The organism is Sphingobacterium sp. G1-14, from assembly GCF_002196555.1.
Lineage (GTDB): Bacteria > Bacteroidota > Bacteroidia > Sphingobacteriales > Sphingobacteriaceae > Sphingobacterium > Sphingobacterium siyangense.
On sequence record NZ_CP021381.1, the window covers coordinates 1,856,934 to 1,875,160 of the forward strand.

General features: G+C 37.4%; 13 protein-coding genes, 4 tRNA genes and 1 pseudogene. 12 read left to right on the forward strand and 6 right to left on the reverse strand.

The features are described 5' to 3' along the window. Nucleotides 1-205 precede the first annotated feature (205 nt). The 5 genes from mgtE (at nucleotide 206) to CBM24_RS07720 (ending at nucleotide 3,161) form a co-directional block, all read left to right on the forward strand. Nucleotides 206-1,582 (forward strand): magnesium transporter, encoded by a 1,377-nt coding sequence (mgtE, locus tag CBM24_RS07700; RefSeq protein ID WP_088160761.1) that lies wholly within the window; start codon nucleotides 206-208, stop codon nucleotides 1,580-1,582. A gap of 247 nt (nucleotides 1,583-1,829) precedes the next feature. After that, nucleotides 1,830-1,903, forward strand: a tRNA-Asn gene (locus CBM24_RS07705). 50 nt (nucleotides 1,904-1,953) lie between these two features. Then, nucleotides 1,954-2,027 (forward strand) — tRNA-Asn (locus CBM24_RS07710). A gap of 88 nt (nucleotides 2,028-2,115) precedes the next feature. Further along, nucleotides 2,116-2,189: transfer RNA gene (locus CBM24_RS07715), tRNA-Asn, on the forward strand. Between the two features lie 57 nt (nucleotides 2,190-2,246). Next, nucleotides 2,247-3,161: a PfkB family carbohydrate kinase gene (locus tag CBM24_RS07720; RefSeq protein ID WP_088160762.1), complete on the forward strand. Its 915-nt coding sequence runs from the start codon at nucleotides 2,247-2,249 to the stop codon at nucleotides 3,159-3,161. On the opposite strand, the gene CBM24_RS07725 is transcribed toward CBM24_RS07720, so the two are convergent. From CBM24_RS07725 to murB, 3 genes are all read right to left on the reverse strand, one after another. After that, nucleotides 3,162-3,407 (reverse strand): cytochrome b5 domain-containing protein, encoded by a 246-nt coding sequence (locus CBM24_RS07725; protein WP_088160763.1) that lies wholly within the window; start codon nucleotides 3,405-3,407, stop codon nucleotides 3,162-3,164. Nucleotides 3,408-3,438: 31 nt separating this feature from the next. Next, on the reverse strand, nucleotides 3,439-3,948 hold the full coding sequence (locus CBM24_RS07730; RefSeq protein WP_046671910.1) for an RNA polymerase sigma factor: 510 nt from the start codon (nucleotides 3,946-3,948) through the stop codon (nucleotides 3,439-3,441). A gap of 262 nt (nucleotides 3,949-4,210) precedes the next feature. Continuing rightward, a complete protein-coding gene (gene murB / locus CBM24_RS07735; RefSeq protein WP_088163488.1) occupies nucleotides 4,211-5,227 on the reverse strand; it encodes a UDP-N-acetylmuramate dehydrogenase in 1,017 nt (338 codons plus the stop codon). A gap of 104 nt (nucleotides 5,228-5,331) precedes the next feature. Between murB and CBM24_RS07740 the strand changes: the two genes are divergently transcribed. After that, nucleotides 5,332-5,949, forward strand: a complete 618-nt coding sequence (locus CBM24_RS07740; protein WP_075991750.1) for a TetR/AcrR family transcriptional regulator — start codon at nucleotides 5,332-5,334, stop codon at nucleotides 5,947-5,949. Here CBM24_RS07740 and CBM24_RS07745 read toward each other — a convergent pair. Together CBM24_RS07745 and CBM24_RS07750 are read right to left on the reverse strand one after the other, a co-directional pair. Beyond that, nucleotides 5,942-6,922 (reverse strand): YpdA family putative bacillithiol disulfide reductase, encoded by a 981-nt coding sequence (locus CBM24_RS07745; RefSeq protein WP_088160764.1) that lies wholly within the window; start codon nucleotides 6,920-6,922, stop codon nucleotides 5,942-5,944. The genes CBM24_RS07740 and CBM24_RS07745 overlap by 8 nt on opposite strands. Nucleotides 6,923-6,953: 31 nt before the next feature. Further along, nucleotides 6,954-9,146, reverse strand: a complete 2,193-nt coding sequence (locus CBM24_RS07750) for an FUSC family protein (protein WP_232475717.1) — start codon at nucleotides 9,144-9,146, stop codon at nucleotides 6,954-6,956. Between the two features lie 386 nt (nucleotides 9,147-9,532). On the opposite strand from CBM24_RS07750, the gene CBM24_RS07760 reads away from it, so the two are divergent. The 4 genes from CBM24_RS07760 (at nucleotide 9,533) to CBM24_RS07775 (ending at nucleotide 14,130) form a co-directional block, all read left to right on the forward strand. Continuing rightward, nucleotides 9,533-12,109 (forward strand): phosphoenolpyruvate carboxylase, encoded by a 2,577-nt coding sequence (locus CBM24_RS07760; protein WP_075991754.1) that lies wholly within the window; start codon nucleotides 9,533-9,535, stop codon nucleotides 12,107-12,109. Between the two features lie 75 nt (nucleotides 12,110-12,184). Continuing rightward, complete coding sequence (locus tag CBM24_RS07765; protein ID WP_070570475.1) at nucleotides 12,185-12,727, forward strand: hypothetical protein; 543 nt, start codon at nucleotides 12,185-12,187, stop codon at nucleotides 12,725-12,727. 366 nt (nucleotides 12,728-13,093) lie between these two features. Continuing rightward, nucleotides 13,094-13,972, forward strand: a complete 879-nt coding sequence (locus tag CBM24_RS07770) for an exopolyphosphatase (RefSeq protein WP_075991755.1) — start codon at nucleotides 13,094-13,096, stop codon at nucleotides 13,970-13,972. A 74-nt stretch (nucleotides 13,973-14,046) separates the two neighbouring features. Then, nucleotides 14,047-14,130, forward strand: a tRNA-Leu gene (locus tag CBM24_RS07775). 733 nt (nucleotides 14,131-14,863) lie between these two features. Here the strand turns inward: CBM24_RS07775 and CBM24_RS27695 are convergent. Next, a pseudogene (locus CBM24_RS27695) lies at nucleotides 14,864-15,646 on the reverse strand (recombinase family protein); the annotation flags it as partial. Nucleotides 15,647-15,747: 101 nt separating this feature from the next. On the opposite strand from CBM24_RS27695, the gene CBM24_RS07785 reads away from it, so the two are divergent. Next, nucleotides 15,748-17,490 (forward strand): hypothetical protein, encoded by a 1,743-nt coding sequence (locus CBM24_RS07785; protein WP_157698404.1) that lies wholly within the window; start codon nucleotides 15,748-15,750, stop codon nucleotides 17,488-17,490. Nucleotides 17,491-17,885: 395 nt separating this feature from the next. Then, nucleotides 17,886-18,146 carry a hypothetical protein gene (locus tag CBM24_RS07790; protein WP_088160767.1) on the forward strand — a complete coding sequence of 87 codons (261 nt, stop codon included), beginning with the start codon at nucleotides 17,886-17,888 and terminating at the stop codon, nucleotides 18,144-18,146. Nucleotides 18,147-18,227: the final 81 nt, after the last annotated feature.

Genomic DNA, 18,227 nt, shown 5'->3' on the forward strand with positions numbered 1-18,227 from the left:
GGTTTTCTCTTTAGTTTTTGTTGATGACAAAATGTCTTGTTTTTGATTTGAGCATTGAACGTTGTGCGGGGGTATTTATCCCAATTACAGCGACAGGCAGCAGGTTTTTATTATTTATTTTTTTATGCAGAATTTACTTTAAAAAAGCGATTTTTGTAACATATAAATTTTGTGTAGATGTAGGATTTTTAAATTGATAGGAGATATGGAAGAACTGGAAATGCAGGTGAATCAAATAGAGCAATTGATAGCAAGTGGAGATCTTGTTGGGCTGGAAGAATTTTTGAATGAATTAAATATTTCAGAAGTAGAGGAGCTGATTGATGAGTTGCCCGAACATGGCTCACTATTTATTGAATCATTAAATTTGAATCGCGCAGTTAACGTTTTTCGTATTCTGGATTTTCCTACTCAAAACAGGATTTTTAAGAAGCTTTCTAAAGCGAAAATTAGCGCACTAATTAACGAGTTACCCCCCGACGATCGGACTTCTTTTTTTTCAGAAATGAAGGACGATATTAAGCATTTAATTTTACTATTACCACCCAAAGATCGTGTTGAAGCATTGGCGTTGTTGGGCTATCCAGAAGATAGCGTTGGGCGTCTAATGACCCCCGATTATATTACCGTAAAAGAGCACTGGAGTATTGAACGAATATTGGGACATATTAGACGTTATGGCAGAGATTCGGAGACGATAGATGTACTCTATGTGATTGATGGAAATGGGAAGCTGGTAGATGATATTCGGATTAAAGATGTGCTGATGGCGGAGCCAGATAGAGTCGTTGGCGAACTGATCGATCATCGTCTGATTTCGCTTAATGCTTACGATCCCCAGGAGGAAGCAATCAACATCTTCCGGATGAATAACCGAGTGGCCTTGCCTGTTGTCGACGAACAGGGGGTTATGTTGGGGATAGTGACTGTCGATGATATTCTTTGGGTAGCAAACGAGGAGTACACGGAAGATATGCAGCGTATCGGGGGAACAGAGGCTTTGGATGAGCCTTACCTGGATGTGTCTATTAAGAACTTGGTCAAGAAAAGAGCTGGTTGGCTTATTGTGCTTTTTTTGGGGCAACTTTTGACCGCTACAGTTATTGAGCACTTCGAGGAGCAAATGGCAAGTGCGATTATGTTGTTTGCGCTGATGCCTGTTATTATTTCCAGTGGTGGGAACAGCGGTTCGCAAGCGTCAACATTAATTATTCAGGCGATGGCCTTGGGGGAAGTTACCTTGGGGGACTGGTGGCGTGTGATGCGAAGAGAGATTCTGTCGGGTTTGCTGCTGGGACTTATTTTGGGAGCGCTGGGTTTTATAAGGATTATGGCATGGCAGTCTTTTGCGCATAGCTATGGTGAGTATTGGGTGTTGGTTGCATTGGTTATTTCTTTGTCCCTGGTCGGCGTTGTCCTTTGGGGATCGTTGATGGGGTCTATGTTGCCTTTTGTGATGAAACGGCTTGGGGCCGACCCTGCGAGTTCTTCAGCGCCTTTTGTGTCGACATTAGTCGACGTAACAGGTTTGCTGATTTATTTTAGTGTAGCGACGCTTATTTTGAAAGGTGTGCTACTATAATCGTACTGAATTTACAATATTGCCCATTGATCAGCTAATAGCTATTGAAGGTAAAAGGAGGATAATGTTGGTTTAAGTGCTGAAAAGGGGATTTTGTGGAGCAGTATGAAAAATAAAAATAAATTATTCTAATTGGAATTTAGGAAGTTGTAAAAAATGTGCTCAAAAAATTTGTAGTATTCTAATAATCTTCCGATACTTGCATCACGGAAACGCGATAGGGTCTCCGGAAAAATTGAAAAAACACTCCTGAATAGCTCAGCAGGTTAGAGCATCTGACTGTTAATCAGAGGGTCGCTGGTTCGAGCCCAGCTTCAGGAGCAATTTAATAACTTACATAACCGGGGTTTTTAAAATATTCAATTTTTCATTCCTGAATAGCTCAGCCGGTTAGAGCATCTGACTGTTAATCAGAGGGTCGCTGGTTCGAGCCCAGCTTCAGGAGCAACAATGCAAATATTTTATTTGCAAATAAAATTAAAATGTACTACTTTTGTACACTCTATGAGAAAGGAATTTCTCGAAAAATAAATTCCTGAATAGCTCAGCAGGTTAGAGCATCTGACTGTTAATCAGAGGGTCGCTGGTTCGAGCCCAGCTTCAGGAGCAATATTGAAACCGGCTTTACGCCGGTTTTTTTGTTTACCATGCTTATTAAAAAACTATGAGTTTAGTAATTATTGGTACGGTGGCTTTCGATACAATAGAAACACCGTTCGGTAAAACTGACAAAATTCTAGGTGGTGCCGGTACATTTGCTAGTTTGGCGGCATCATATCTATGTGATCAAATCAAATTGGTCAGTGTTGTTGGGGAGGATTTTGGAAATGACAATCTCGATCTTATCAGGAACCGTGGTATAGATGTTACGGGTGTCCAGGTGATTACTGGTGGGCAAACTTTTTCTTGGTCAGGCAGGTATCATAACGATATGAATAGCCGTGATACCTTGGCGACAGACTTAAATGTATTGGCTGATTTTGATCCAATTATTCCTGAAAGTTATCAGGATTGTGAGTATCTTCTCTTGGGTAATCTTACACCTCAAATACAATTAACAACGTTGGAGCGCTTGGTACACAAACCTAAGCTGGTGGTTCTGGATACGATGAACTACTGGATGAATGTTGCCATGGATGATCTAAGAAAGGTACTTCTAAAAGTTGATGTGTTAGCCATCAATGATTCAGAGGCGAGACAGCTGTCAGAAGAGTATTCTCTGGTTAAAGCTGCAAAAGCCATTTTAGCAATGGGACCTAAATATTTAATTATCAAAAAAGGTGAACACGGTGCGCTTCTTTTTGGAGAGAATCAGATTTTTTCTGCTCCAGCTCTACCATTAGCAGATGTGTTTGATCCAACTGGCGCGGGGGATTCCTTTGCAGGAGGTTTTATTGGCTATCTTGCCAAAGTAAAAAGTATAAACTTTACAAACATGAAGAACGCGTTAATTTTTGGTTCTGCGCTAGCTTCATTCTGTGTAGAGAAATTTGGAACAGATCGTTTGGTTGATCTTACCGAAGAGGACATACAAAAGCGCTTGAATGCTTTTGTTGCCCTATCTCAGTTTAATTTATAATCATTGATCTTTCAGTTTTCCGACGATCCGAAATTTTGAAAATACAGATTCTGAATGAGGGGCTTCTTGGAGCTCCTCAGTTAGATCTTGTCCGGCCCAATGTTCGTAATGCATCCCGTTTTTCCACAGTCTACTTTCTCCGACATCATAGATAAATCCGCGATAAGCAACCCAGATCTGTGGTTTGTCCTGACCATTACGTAAAGCCAGTTGGCTTTTGCTGTATTCCGATAATTCTTCTGCCATTCGTAATTGTAAAAAGGCGAAGATAGAAAAACTAGGCTACTTTATATGCCGATAGTGATCTTTTCATTAATTTTCTAGCGACATGTATTCTTGTTTTTACCGTTCCGATAGGGATATTTAAATGTTCAGATATCTCGTGGTATTTAAACCCTTCAAAGTACAGTGAAAATGGGATGTAGTATTCTTCGGAAAGACTAGATAAAGCTTCATGGATGTCTTCCATGACAAATTTGCTTTCGCCCTGATTTGAGGAGGCGGATAATAGGAGGTTAGCGTTAGAAATATCCTCGTCTTTCGTAATGAAAGAATTGGTTTTCACAATACGTCTATAGTTATTAATAAACGTATTTTTCATGATGGTGTAAAGCCATCCTTTCAAATTGGTTCCTTCTTTGAAATTTTTAAAATAGGTCACAGCTTTCAGGATAGTGTCCTGAACGAGATCGTTGGCATCTTCGTAATCACTGGTAAAATTTCTGGCGTAGAGTTTTAATGAGTCCGATTGCTCAATAACCATGGTGTCAAATTCATTCTTTGTCATAGCTTAATGAATTATAACTGTTCTTTTTACAAAACAGTACGTTTATAAAATGCGGTTCATTAAGTATGAGGCAAATAATGCGCCAAAAATAGCAAAATTAGATTTGTTAATATAATTTTAAGATTATTTTAAGCAGAGCAAACGTTTGCGCAGGCTAACTTTAAGTAAATAAAATTAGCTCAAAGTGATGTTTTACTAAAGTGAAGCCTGTTTTTCTTTCACTTTCAGATTTAAAAAAAATATTTTTACTTTTTTTAAATCTTTACAGTAAATTAACTTCACGCTCCAGCTTAATGCCAAATTTGTTGGCTACATCACTTATGATTTGTTCCGATAGATTATAAATTTCCTGTCCTGTAGCGTTTTGTCTATTTATTAGTACAAGTGCCTGATTTTTCCATACACCTGCTTGTCCATATTCTTTTCCTTTCCAACCGCATTGTTCTATTAACCATCCAGCAGCCAATTTTGTTTCATTATTAGGCATTGGATAATGCGGTATTGTGGGGTATTCTTTCTGAAGAGGCTCAAAAGTCGATGCTGTAACTACGGGGTTCTTAAAGAAACTTCCGGCATTTCCCACTGTACTTGGGTCAGGGAGCTTTTCTACACGGATTTTGGAGACAATGGTTGCGATATCGGCAATACTTGGGTTCGTTATATTTTCTTTAGCGAGTTCGGCTTCTATTGCACCATAAGTTGTATTGATATGAGCTGTTCGGCTAAGCTTATAGGTTACCTGGGTAATGATAAACCGTCCTTTATGAGCTGTTTTAAAGATGCTGTCACGGTAGGAGAAATTGCAATCTTCTTTTTTGAATGTGGCAAAGTTGCCGGTATGCGTATCGAAAGCCTGACATTCGTGAAAGACATACATTAACTCCGCACCATAGGCACCGATGTTTTGCACGGGTGAAGCCCCGACAGTGCCGGGAATCAGGGCCATGTTTTCAATGCCAGCGTAATTATGTTCGATACAGTACCAAACGAAGTCATTCCAGATCTCTCCAGCTTGCGCTGTGACATAGACATCGTCGCCATCTAGCTTTGCTTGTATACCCTTGCTGTTCATTCGAATAATATATCCTTCGAATGCTTTGGTGAAAAGGACATTGCTACCAGCTCCAAGAACAAAAAAGTTCTCTTTAAAAATATCATTTTTAAAAATTTCGGTCAATGTTTCATTGTCATTCACTTCGATTAGAAAATTTGTCTTTTCTTCGATTCCAAACGTATTGAAAGCTTTTAAAGATATATTCGATTGAATGTTTAATTTCATATTGACTTTAGTTTTCAGAAATTCAAAAAAATCAGCTATCTTTAGCATGATAATCGGTAAAGATAGTATAAACCGTTTATTTAACGATAAAAAATATAAGTTTAATGGGTAATGCAGATGTAAAAAGAATCAAAATTCTAGAAGCTGCGACGAGGCGCTTTGCACATTTTGGAATGGCTAAGACAACGATGTCGGAAATAGCCAAAGATCTCAATTTCTCAAAAGCATTGCTGTATTATTATTTTCCCGATAAGAATAGCTTATATTCTGCAGTTTTCGAATACGTTATTGATAAAATGATCGAGGATATCGAGGATGTCATTGCGCAGGGAGGCGACTTTGAGGAGATCATGATGTATTCTATTGATATGCGGGTCAAGATTATCAATCAATATTATAATTTATTTGAATACACCATGAAGATGGTGAAAGAGCTTCCGGATGAGTTGGAGCAGGTGTTCAAAGAATCTTATCTACGTGAAGTAGAAATTATTGAGAAGATTCTCAATATTGGTATCGATGCTGGGGAGATACAGGTTGAAGATATCAATGAAACTGCGCGGATTCTTCTGTATTCACTATTCGGTATGCGTATGGGCATATTAAAGGATATGAAAAACATGTTGTTCCCAACAAAAGAAGAATTCGATCATATTCTCAGTTTACAGAAGAAAATGATGAAAATCTTCTTAAATGGTTTACGTTTTCAAGTCGTTAAATAAGTGTTGAGCGAACATGTTCGATAATCTGTTTGGCATGAATTCGTGAATTTTCAATAAACCAAAGGTGGGTATTTAAGCCACCACAAACGACGCCTGCCAAATAAATCCCGGCTATATTTGTTTCCATTGTTTCTTCATTATGGCTAGGAATGCAAGGTGCCTCTTGGGGAATATCAATTCCGATCTTTTTCAAAAAATCAAAATTCGGGCGATAGCCGGTTAAAGCCAGTACAAAATCATTATCGAGTTCGACGATACCGTTTGGTGTTTGGATATGTGCAGAAGTTGGAGTAACTTCTGTTAAGTGGCTATTATAATACACATCGATTTCACCAGCAGCAATTCGATTTTCAATATCAGGTTTAACCCAATATTTTACCCGACGGCTGATTTCGCTACCACGGATCACCAAAGAAACTTGCGCTCCTTTTCGGTAGGTTTCAAGCGCTGCATCAATGGATGAATTACTGGCGCCGACAACGATCACCTTCTGGCTGCTATAATAATGTGGATCATCGTAGTAATGCCTAACTTTGGGAAGTTCTTCGCCCGGGATATTGAGCAACATCGGTATGTCATAAAAACCTGTGGCGATGATGACTTTTTTGGTCAGGTACATGCTTTTGTTGCTACTGACCAGGAACTCCGTATCCTCTTTCTTAATTTCCAGTACTTCTTCAAAAAGATGGGTATTCAGTGCGAACTTTTGCTGTATACGTCGGTAATATTCCAAAGCCTCCATGCGTTTTGGCTTGGGGTTGGTTGTGACAAAGGGAATATCACCTATTTCTAATCTTTCGGAGGAAGAGAAGAAGGTCATATTTTGGGGGTAATTATACAGTGAGTTGACTAAACAGCCTTTTTCAAGAATAAGATAGTTTAAATTTGCTTCTTTGGCTTCTAAGGCGCAAGCTAAGCCAATTGGCCCGCCGCCAACTATAATCAGGTCGTACCGTGTTATCGTATCGCTCATGGTATAAATGTCGAGAATTTTAAAGAATAAATCAGCTTAAAGCCTTAGACAGTTCATTTTCTGACATTGCTGTGCTTTTAGCATGAAGGTCCTGAACTATTTTATGCAGGTCCTGCGCAATTTTATTGAGAAAGTCCAGCTGTTCGGTCAATAGCTGCCCATCAACCGAACTGACATCTGTATTATCAAATTGGTCGTTGGGAATTTCGATCGCCAAAGGAATAAATGCATTGACGCTATCGTCAGAATGTAGCAGTTGAATGGACTGCTCCAAGGAGCTTAATATTTTTCGGATCGTCCGGACATGGTCCTTATTGATATAATTATTGTCCATTTCGTCGAGATGGTTCATTAATGTCACCGAAAAAGAAGCTAAAATATGGTTGAATATGACGAATTTATTGACTTCCTTACTATATTTTTGACGTTTCTTGGGTTCGGTAAGCATGCGCTGGAACGTCGAACCCATATTGGCCGTTTCGACGTAGACTGCCTTGCGGGTTAGTTTGTAATCCGTGATGGAAGGCGCTTGGCCTGCAATTTCTTTCAATGCCTGAAAGATGTAATTGTAGTTGGCAATGAGTAGCTTTCGCATAGACTCCTTGACTTGCATGCTTTCCCAATTTGGAAAAATAATATAACTGGATAAGAATGCAATCATGCCCCCGATAAAGGTGTCCAATATGCGTTCTTTCGTGACGTCGAGGGTATTGGCGCTGACGAAGCTCAGCATAATTAATACATAGGGTGTCATAAAAAGTACCGCAATAACATAGTTGACGCGGAATAAACTATATGCCGTCAGAAAAAAGAATACCAAGAGAACAAATAGTATAGTTGGGTCATGGATGGTTAACAGGATGAGGGCTCCGATGAGTCCACCTATCGTTGTGCCGATGAGACGCTGGATATTTCTCTCCTTTGTGAGTCCGAAGCCAGGTTTTAGGATAACCATAATGGTGAGGAGGATCCAGTATACATTATTGGTGATATTGGTGACCTCAAACACATAATAGGTGACCGACATGACAATTGCCATACGGCAGGCGTGCCGAAAGATGGTGGATTTTAGGGTAAGATTTTCGCGGAACTTCTTAAAATCAATTGCAGAGCTTTGAACAAAGCGTTTTGCGTCATCAATTTCCTTTCTTTTGACATCGTCAGGTTGTAGATGCGAGTAACCATAGATATTTTTGATCCGGCGAACCAGGTCACGCAAATTAATCAACACCTTGCGTAAAGCAAATGTGCTGTATTGTTGATTTTTATCCAGTTGATCAATTTTAGTGTGAAGACGACTGAGATCCGAGTCGAAATCATACAGTGGTTTTGGCTGTGTATTTGTATTCAGCTGATAGGCTAAATTGTCAAGCTCATTGGTATATTTTAAAATCACATTTTTGAAATCTTCCAAGATTCCTGTAGGTCCAAAGCGTTCGCTGATGGTATTGTAATCATAGTGCGCCGCCATACTTTGCTCAAAGAGATCGACAATATCGTTGAAAACGAGGGTTAAATAACGTCCTACCTTTGTGGTGTCTTTTATCGATCGTTTACTTTGAAACAATACATCCCGTAGGTTTTCCTGATGCTGATTGACTTCAACTTGTTTGTCGATCAGTTTGAGGTAGTTTTTATCATTATCAATTTTAGCATCGTAAAAATTAGCTTTTAGCCGGATGTAATCAGCAACATAGCGAATTGTTTCTGATAGTTCCTGTTCGGCCAGCCTGTAAGGACGTGCTTGGGTGATGGAAAGACTAATGGCGATATACCATAAACCACCTAAAGTGTAGAAACCTAGATAGTTGATGGCCTCTGCAAGAGGGTAGTGAATCTGCACATGGATCAACATCATCAGGATGCACATGAGACCTACGTTGGCGGCTCTTCCATTGAAAACCGCAAACATGGCAAATATAAAGCAGGCTACGCCGATAAAAATTGCTAATAGATATACATTTTGATTGACTATATTGGTTAAAATAAAAGTTAAAGTAGTTAATATCGCACCCGCAATCATTCCTTTCCTTCTATGGCTAGGGGCACCGGGGGTATCCGATAAGCCTACTAAAAGCGCTCCCAGAGAGACAATGGTTCCATTGGTAAATTGCCCGATGGTTGCAAAGATCAGGACAGGCACGATACATCCGATGGTAATTCGGAGTCCATCTGCAAAATATTGGCTATAGAAAAAACTTTTTATTTCTTGTGTCTGTTTCATAATGTGTATAGTACAAACTTAGATAAATTGCTTTTCATATTAAAAACAATTGTTCTGCTATGTTTGCTCTTTTTTGTACGGATGATAGCGATATAGCTGGTTGGTTTCTGTCTGACCAAGAAAGGTTCATTTTGTAGCCGGGATTTATGAACTAAGGGATCGACACTGGTCGTTTCCATATTGTACTATGTTAATGTGTTAAAAATGAAAAATTACTAAAATTTGTTAGTATGTTTTTAAAATTTTAATTGTTTTTTTGATTAATTTATATTTTTTTATTTGTTTAGCTATAATATTGTTATATTTGGAGCCATAGGGTAATTTCAGAGACATTACAAAATTCAAGAGTCACCTAAACTCTCTTGACCACTTTCAAAGATTTAAATATGAAGCAAAGTAAAAATGAAGCCGTCTTTCAGGACGAGGTATTGACACGCTTTGAGCTTTTCAAAAGTTTGTTTTTAACATTGCCATTTCAACGTGTTAAAGATACCGGTACTTTATTACCATTTTTTGCAAAGCAATGTGAAAAGGGTGTGGATCAGCATTTAACTCCTGATGAGATCATAAAGAGTTTCTTCGATCAGCATGAGGAATTTTCTTCGGAAGAGCAACGTATTGATTTGTTATTTCGATTTGTTCAATATATAGAGCGTCAGGTTGTTTTATTTGATGCGATCGAAGACTCGTCATTTCAGATGGTGGGTCGTGGCGATGATGAAAATGTCTTAGGGGCATTAATTAAAAACGCCGAAGGTAGCGAAGATATGCGCCGTAAGATTGTGTCAAAATTGAAGGATTTTTCTGTACGTCTTGTATTGACTGCACATCCTACTCAATTTTATCCGGGACCGGTATTGGGTATTATCAACGACCTGATCGATGCAATCAAGACCAACGATATTCATAGTATTCACCTGCTGTTACAGCAATTGGGGAAAACGCCTTTCATCAATAAAAATAAACCGACTCCAGTTGATGAGGCAGCGAGCTTAGCTTGGTTTTTGGAAAACGTGTTTTATAAAGTGGCATCGGAGATTCAGTCGTTCATTGATGATGAATTGGATGTCGATACCGAAGAGGTAAAACAATTGATTGAGCTTGGTTTTTGGCCGGGGGGTGACCGAGACGGGAATCCTAACGTAAGTGTTGATAGCACCAAGAAAGTTGCCGCATTGCTACGTACTATCTTATTTAGATGTTACTATAGAGATTTCCGTATCGTTAGACGACGCATCACATTTAGAGGTGTGGAGGAGTATATGGAAAATCTGCAGACATTGTTCTACGAAAATAGTTTTAACCCGGTCGAACATCCTGCTGACGAAACCGATAATATCATCACGAATCTAAAAGCAATCAAAAATGTTTTGGAGGAATATCACAACGGGCTTTTTGTAGAGATCGTTGATGATCTACTCCGTAAAGTGATGACTTTTGGTTGTTTCTTTACCACATTGGATATCAGACAAGACAGCCGCATATTACGTGAGGCTACCAATTATCTGATTCAGCACAACCAGGAAAAGACTGGAATGCCATTGGATTATCTGGAGCTTAGTGAAAGTGATAAGCAAAAAGCATTAAAATTCAAAGAACTTGACTTAACGGTGGGAGAGGATGCGGATCCGTTAACGAAAGATACTTCGGGCGTGATAAAATTATTAAAGGAGATTCAACGTTCCGGTTCTGAGCGAGCTGCACAACGCTTTATCATCAGTAATTGCCAGCAAGCAAGTGATATTTTGGGACTGCGTCAATTATTTTTATGGTCTGGATGGAAGAAGGATGCTTTAACGATCGATTTTGTGCCCTTGTTTGAGACCGTTGATGACTTGACGAGAGCAGCGGACGTGATGAAAACCTTGTACAGTAATAAGGAGTACAAGGCACATTTGAAACGAAGAGGAAACAAACAGACGATTATGTTGGGTTATTCTGATAGTACCAAAGACGGTGGATATCTGATGGCGAACTGGTCGATCTATCGTGCAAAAATCGAACTTACGGCGATATCACGCGAATACGATGTTGATTTGGTATTTTTTGATGGTCGCGGTGGGCCTCCAGCACGTGGTGGTGGTAAAACGCAACGTTTTTATGCATCTATGGGTAAGGAGATTGCCAACGATCATATTCAATTGACGATTCAGGGACAAACAATCAGTAGCCAGTACGGATCTTTAGATACAGCGCGGTTTAATATTGAGCAACTTTTGCATGCCGGCATTATTTCAGATTTAAAACAACGTGTGGGCGATACTTTAACCAAACATCAACAGGAGATCATTGATAAGCTAGCTGAGTTGAGTCACCATAAGTTTATGGATCTACGCACGAATGAATTGTTTTTACCATATTTGGAGACGATGTCGCCATTGAAAGCGTTATCCTCGATCAATATTTCAAGTAGACCTGTAAAACGTAACTCAGGCCGTGAATTGCGACTGGAAGATTTGCGGGCGATTAGTTTTGTAACTTCATGGAGCCAGTTGAAGCAAAATATTCCCGGATTTTATGGTGTCGGAACAGCATTGCAATGGGCTGAAAAAAATAACCTCTGGAAGGACGTACAGCAATTATATGTTTCATCGGGATTTTTCCAGACATTGATCGACAACTGTATGATGTCGATGACAAAGTCAAACTTTGATATTACAGCATACATGAAAGATGATCCTATTTATGGTGATTTTTGGAAAACTTTGTATGCCGAGTACCAGATAACAAAAGAATATTTGTTAAAATTGAGCGGAACCTCAAAATTGATGGAGAACTATCCTGTGGATCGTGAGTCTATTTTAGCGCGCGAGGGAATTGTATTACCGTTATTGGTTATACAGCATTTTGCGATTCGTGCATTGAATTCGGATCAGCTGACTGATGCACAACGTGAAGATTATTCGAAGTTAATAGCGCGTACAATCTTTGGCGTGGTGAATGCCGGAAGAAATGTTGCGTAATTTTTCTTTCTTTTCACGGATAGGGTTTCGGAGAACATATATTTTATCTACTTTTGTATAGTTAACAAAATTGATATGAAGATTAATAAGTTATTTATTGTTGCGGCTTGTGCGGGTACATTATTTGCATCTTGTGGTCAAACAGCTGCAGATAGACAGCGTCAATACTCTAATGCATCCTTAGCGGATGGTGATGCCTTTGCAATGATTAAATTCGTTGGCGAAAATGGAAACTATTTGGTAAATCTTGCCGATGTAGCTGCAAAACAATCTACCTCAGCAGAGGTGAAAAATGTAGCTGCAAAGATTAAAGAAGCTTACGCAACAGTGTTGCCAGAATTAGACAATTTAGCAAAAGAATTGCATGTTGGCGATGCGCAACGTGGTGTACCTGCATTTCAAGTTCCGGCTTCAATTGGTTCGGACAGTACAGCGGCATTCAACGATAAAGCATTTTTAGCACTAGTGGTTGAAAAACAAGGTGAGATCAATACAAGATTGTCTCATGAAGAACACAATACAAACAAAGACGTTATCCACCTTTCAGAAGAGTCTTTGAAAAAAGTGGAAGAGATCTATAAGTTAGCTGGTGGTAAAGTTGAAGAACACCATCACTAAGAAATAAGGTAAATAGAAGGAAAGGAGTATTCATTAAAATGAATATTCCTTTTTTTATGAGTTTTTTGCTGGCAATAATGGATTTTCTGTATGGAATTGAACCAGGTACTTCATTTCGATAGGATGTGCTACCTGTATCCTGAGTCGGTTGATTGTCAGCGAGATGAATTTATCGGGAAATGAGGTCATATTTTTGATCAAACCGGAATTTTAGTTGTTATAAGACTATATCAGGTGTTTTATGCGCAAGAATTCCTTGTAATAATCGTTTGTTATTTGTTAAATTAATGATAACTTAACATTTGTATAACATAGTTTTTAATAACTGTGTTTATTTTAGCGTAATTTAATGAAATCGTATATAAAGTGAGATACGCCGCAATAGATATAGGCTCCAATGCAGTCCGTCTTTTGATAGCTGACATTATAGGACAGAAAGATCAATATAATTTTAAGAAAAATACACTGTTACGTGTTCCACTCCGTTTGGGAGATGATGCGTTTATTCATCAGGAAATTTCACCAAGGAAAGCCGAGAGTTTGATCAAAACGATGAAGGCTTTTCGGGAGTTGATGGATGTTTATCACGTGGAGGATTATATGGCCTGTGCGACGTCGGCCATGCGTGATGCACGAAATGGGGCCGACATTGTTGCGGAAGTCAAGAAAAATGGTATAAACATCGATATTATCGAAGGGGCAAAAGAGGCTGAGATTATTTATAATAGTCATTGGGATAATAAGATGGAGAAAGATAAAGTTTATCTTTACATTGATGTTGGTGGTGGTAGTACTGAATTATCGTTATTCGCCAATGGTGTCTTGGTAAACTCTAGATCTTTCAACTTAGGGACGATCCGTATTTTGGACAATCAGGATAAGACAGAAACCTGGGATGAATTGAAAGAATGGGTGCGAAGCAATACGCACATGTATAAGCAAGTGGTTGGGATCGGTACTGGCGGAAATATTAATAAGCTTGCGCGTCTTTCCAATGAAAAATTGGATAAACCATTATCTTATGCCAAATTGAAAGCGGTATATGAGCATTTATCTTCCTTTTCTTTGAAAGAGCGTATTATTTTATTGGGTTTGAACGAAGATCGTGCGGATGTAATTATACCAGCAAGTGAGATTTTCCTGACGATTATGAAGCACGGCCGCCTAAAACAAATCATTGTTCCACGGGTTGGACTTGTCGACGGTGTAATTAGAACCTTGATCAATAGGAATTTAGTAAAATAATGCTGTAAAAAGCGATTTTCGACTTGTAAAAGAGCGAAAAATCTTTATTTTTGTGATACCAAAGGTGAATATGAGCCCAGGTGGCGAAATTGGTAGACGCACCATCTTGAGGGGGTGGCGCTCGCATGGGCGTGGCAGTTCGAATCTGCTCCTGGGCACTTTAGCAGACAACTCTTTAAAATTAAGATTTGTCTGCTTTTTTTTTGGACGTAATTCGTTATTAATCAAATAGATATAGTGTAAGAAATGGTTGACCCTAGCAGTTCGAAAACTTGTTCCTGAAAACGTCAAATTTTCGGGATAAATCGAACTGATTAATTTACGTTTTTGCTCGATATTGCATTTCCTGTAAATAGAGGCCATATTTTTGAATTTACTGATACTTTCAGTTCGAAAAATGTCCATTGACCCTCTTGCATTTTTTAGAGTTTGTTGCCTCTCCTCAAGCTCGTTAATCTCACTTGTATATTTTAATTTTAATTCTTTGAAATCTTGAGGATCGATATCTCCTCTAATTAAAAGATCTCTCGCTTTAGATGTGTTATCCTCGAGGGACCTAATTCTTCGTTCAATTTCAACTTTTTCAGTTAAATTGCCTTTTGTTCTTTGCGTATACAGCTCTTGTAAAATCGTCGAGTATAATCCAATAACATCAGCTCTAGGCTCAAATTTTTCAAGCTCTTGCTCGAATTTTTGATGGACTATTTCTGTATTGAATCTTTGCCTACATTGAAGTTTGCAATGGTAATATGCATAATGTTGACTGTAACCTTTGGATTTACTTGCAGTCAATGGTTTTGAACATATAGGACATATGAGAAATCCTCTTAAGGGGTATTCTTCTCTTGTGACAATCTTTGTTCGGTACTTATTTCTTTTTCTCTTGTCTAAGATCTCCTGAACTTTGTTAAATGTATACTCAGAGATAATAGCCTCATGTTGGCCTTTCACCGTGTATTCTTCTTCACCTTCGTATTCAGGAACCACAATTCGTCCACAGTACACAGGATTTTTAATACACTTCCAAAAATAAGCTTTGCAGATATCCAAGCCTTTCTCTCGTACTTTAAGGTGAATTTGTTGCGTATTATAGACACCTTTAGCCAGTTCTTCAAATGCCCATTTCATGAGTGATGCATCGGGTTCTTTAAGCTCAATAGACTTTTTCCCATATTCATTTAGCCAGTTTCTATATCCTGCAGGAGCGGGGCCCATCCACCTTCCTTCTTTTCGCGCTCTTCTCATACCGTTTGTCGTATTTAACGCTCTGCGATCATTTTCTACCTCAGGAGCTGCTAAGTAGAATGCCAACATCATTTTGTTTTCAGGAACCGTTAAATCAAGCGGCTGCTCGATAGCTTGGGGTTCTACTCCTAAAGACCTTAACAAACTTATCATTTGATATGCATCGCCCGCATTTCGACTAAACCTATCCCACTTTGTAAATAACAGAATATTGGACTTACTTTTATTTTTCTTTAAGTCAAGAAGCATTTTCTTCCATTCTGGACGATCAAAAGTTTTTGCAGAATGATCTTCGAATATTACTTGACGGATTGTAATCCTATTTATTTCGCAGAATTTTTTTAAGCGTTCTTCTTGATCTCTTTGTGAATATCCTTTTTCTGCTTGTTCATCTGTACTAACTCGGATATATAAATTGGCAACATTCATATTAATTGGGTTTAATATCTAAGGTGAATTTACTAAAAAAAATGGTAAAATAATTGTATTTTTATCATTAAATGATTAATTATTAACCTTTAATATTCTGTATGTCAGCTCACTCCAAACTAAAAATGTCTCTTATTGTTGTATTTTCAAAAATTTTCGATTACGACACCAGAGAGCCAAAGGAAATTTTAGAACCTTATGGGAAAGCACTTACGCTGAAAATGATAGCAGTAATGAATTCTATTTTACAAAAAAAAATAATAGAAATTCAACGCCAAATTATCTATTGGTTCGGGACCGAAGGAAAAATGGGGGAGATAATAATTTCTAAAATTTTTCATGGTTATAGAGAGGAGATCGGTGGAGGTGCACGGCTTATATTAATAAACCATTATACAAATTTGAAAATGAATATATTGGCAATTAGCCTTCCTGAAGTGAAGCATAATATGGAAGTAAATTTTGATGAGTCACATTTAGATTTTTTTATTGCTTATATTAAAATGAATGAAATTTTCGCTGATAGGCAAGATAGTATTGGCAAAACAGTACCAGCGGAATATTCAGGAATATTGAGGGCTACTTGGTTATCTACGGCTTCACTTATCAGTAGTTATGATTTTAGTTATTTCAGTCTTGAGCAAGCAATTTATCAATTGATAAAGGTAAAACACTGTATGGATTTTCTCTGTTCATATAATAATAATTTATTTCAGCTTTATCTCGCTTCGAAGAAGATTACTAGTTTTCAAGACTATGCTACTAAAATATTCCCGCTATTAATGCTTTGCAATGGCGATGCAATTACGATAAATGGTAAAGATAAAGTGAGTCAAGATTTTCTGGAATTATATAACCATCAGAATGATATCGAGGAAAACAAAGAAAATATAGAAGAGTTTGATTTTTTACCTATTCGGAACAAACCTCTTTATTTAGTGTCAGAAAACGAATACGTCATTATCAATAGGGCTATGATATTTAATAAGGTTTATAATTCTATTTATTGGGATTGTAAATCAATTGTTAAATCAAATCCAGCATTAGGTATTTCTGAAAATCGTTTTCGAGCGGATTATACTACTCATTTTTCCGAAGGTTATCTTGTTTACAAATTGATGAAAAGAGCCTATGAGAATAAAAGTGTTTTAAATTTTTCTGGTGCTGAAATGAAAAAAAAAATGAAAAGTTCAGAACCCGATTACTATGTCCGGAATGGGAACAAAGTTTTTTTGGTGGAAGTTAAAGATAGTTTTATTTCTGGGGTTACCAAACAATCTTTTAACATCAATAGTATTCAAGAGGAAATAAAAAAGAAATACTATAGTACAGAGGGACCTGAAAAAGCAATCATGCAATTAATTACCAGGATCAAGTTAAGTTTAACAAAGAAGTTTATATTTGATCAAAATTATAAGCCGCAATCTTTAAGATTATATCCGATCCTAATTGTCTATGATATTAATCTAACGGTTCCTGGTATTGAAAGTTTAATGATTGAATGGTTCAAAATAGAACGGGATAAGCTTATAAATGAACTTAAGGAATTTGGGATTATCGGGTTTCAGATAAAAGATTTAGTAATTCTTCATATCGATGGCTTAATTGGCCTTACTGAATATATAAGAGCTGGAAAAGTGAAGTTGGAAATTTTGATCAACAACCATCTTTATCGGAGGAAGTTGCTATTGAAAATTGATAAAAAGACGTCTTTTAATGAGTTGAAATCTAGTGTTTTGGATAGTTACCTGTCGTTTAATCAGTATGTTATGGATTTTATCAGGTCAATTCCTTCTAAAGAGAGATTGATGTCTACTGAATTTAGAAATTTGGGAGATGATTAGATATTCGGATAACTGAACAATTTACTACAATCAGAAAAGATTGAATTCACATTCTTAAATTTGTCATCAAAATTTGATAATGCTGCGATTACTTTGTCTGATTAATTAGAGACTTAAAATAATCTTCAAGAGCATGTTTAGCGATGTCAGTTAAATGCTCCAGTACTAAAGATGCGTCTTCTTCGGATATTTCTATTTCTAACTTTTTAAAATATTCAATTACTGAGATTGTCGTAATTTTTTTAAGTTGATGCATAGGTCAGTGAACAATAGGTTTGGGAAAATAGGATAGATATTCAATATATCATCGATATGGATAAAAAAAGCTAAACAGGATTTTTAACCTTTTTTGATATCTAATTTTAAAGCCTTTTATTAAATTTACAGGTAGAAATATGGAAGAGACAATAGATACACTAGCACAAAGTAATATACCAGCACAATCATTTAGAATAACTTTTAAAGGCCAAGATTTTCAAATTAGAATTTTAGAGAAGGAATTACATAGGGGGATTTCTGAAATTTCTATTCTTCTTGATGGCATGGTTCAGAAACTAAAAAAAAATCAAGACAGATGGCATTTTGAAGGTTCAGAAAATGATATTGAGTTTGCGAATGACATAGGGCGGTCAATTTCTCTAAGATATCGTTTATAGTTTTAGTTTTCTATTTTTTTAGAAAACTAAAGTCAATATTTGCCACGACGTACCCCCTTTGATCTAAATCGTCATAAGAAT

Excerpts from the sequence above, each read along its gene's own strand:
- mgtE (WP_088160761.1), top strand. The coding sequence starts at position 206 with ATGGAAGAACTGGAAATGCAGGTGAATCAAATAGAGCAATTGATAGCA.
- CBM24_RS07720 (WP_088160762.1), top strand. The coding sequence starts at position 2,247 with ATGAGTTTAGTAATTATTGGTACGGTGGCTTTCGATACAATAGAAACA.
- CBM24_RS07725 (WP_088160763.1), bottom strand. The coding sequence starts at position 3,407 with ATGGCAGAAGAATTATCGGAATACAGCAAAAGCCAACTGGCTTTACGT.
- CBM24_RS07730 (WP_046671910.1), bottom strand. The coding sequence starts at position 3,948 with ATGACAAAGAATGAATTTGACACCATGGTTATTGAGCAATCGGACTCA.
- murB (WP_088163488.1), bottom strand. The coding sequence starts at position 5,227 with ATGAAATTAAACATTCAATCGAATATATCTTTAAAAGCTTTCAATACG.
- CBM24_RS07740 (WP_075991750.1), top strand. The coding sequence starts at position 5,332 with ATGGGTAATGCAGATGTAAAAAGAATCAAAATTCTAGAAGCTGCGACG.
- CBM24_RS07745 (WP_088160764.1), bottom strand. The coding sequence starts at position 6,922 with ATGAGCGATACGATAACACGGTACGACCTGATTATAGTTGGCGGCGGG.
- CBM24_RS07750 (WP_232475717.1), bottom strand. The coding sequence starts at position 9,146 with ATGAAACAGACACAAGAAATAAAAAGTTTTTTCTATAGCCAATATTTT.
- CBM24_RS07760 (WP_075991754.1), top strand. The coding sequence starts at position 9,533 with ATGAAGCAAAGTAAAAATGAAGCCGTCTTTCAGGACGAGGTATTGACA.
- CBM24_RS07765 (WP_070570475.1), top strand. The coding sequence starts at position 12,185 with ATGAAGATTAATAAGTTATTTATTGTTGCGGCTTGTGCGGGTACATTA.
- CBM24_RS07785 (WP_157698404.1), top strand. The coding sequence starts at position 15,748 with ATGTCAGCTCACTCCAAACTAAAAATGTCTCTTATTGTTGTATTTTCA.
- CBM24_RS07790 (WP_088160767.1), top strand. The coding sequence starts at position 17,886 with ATGGAAGAGACAATAGATACACTAGCACAAAGTAATATACCAGCACAA.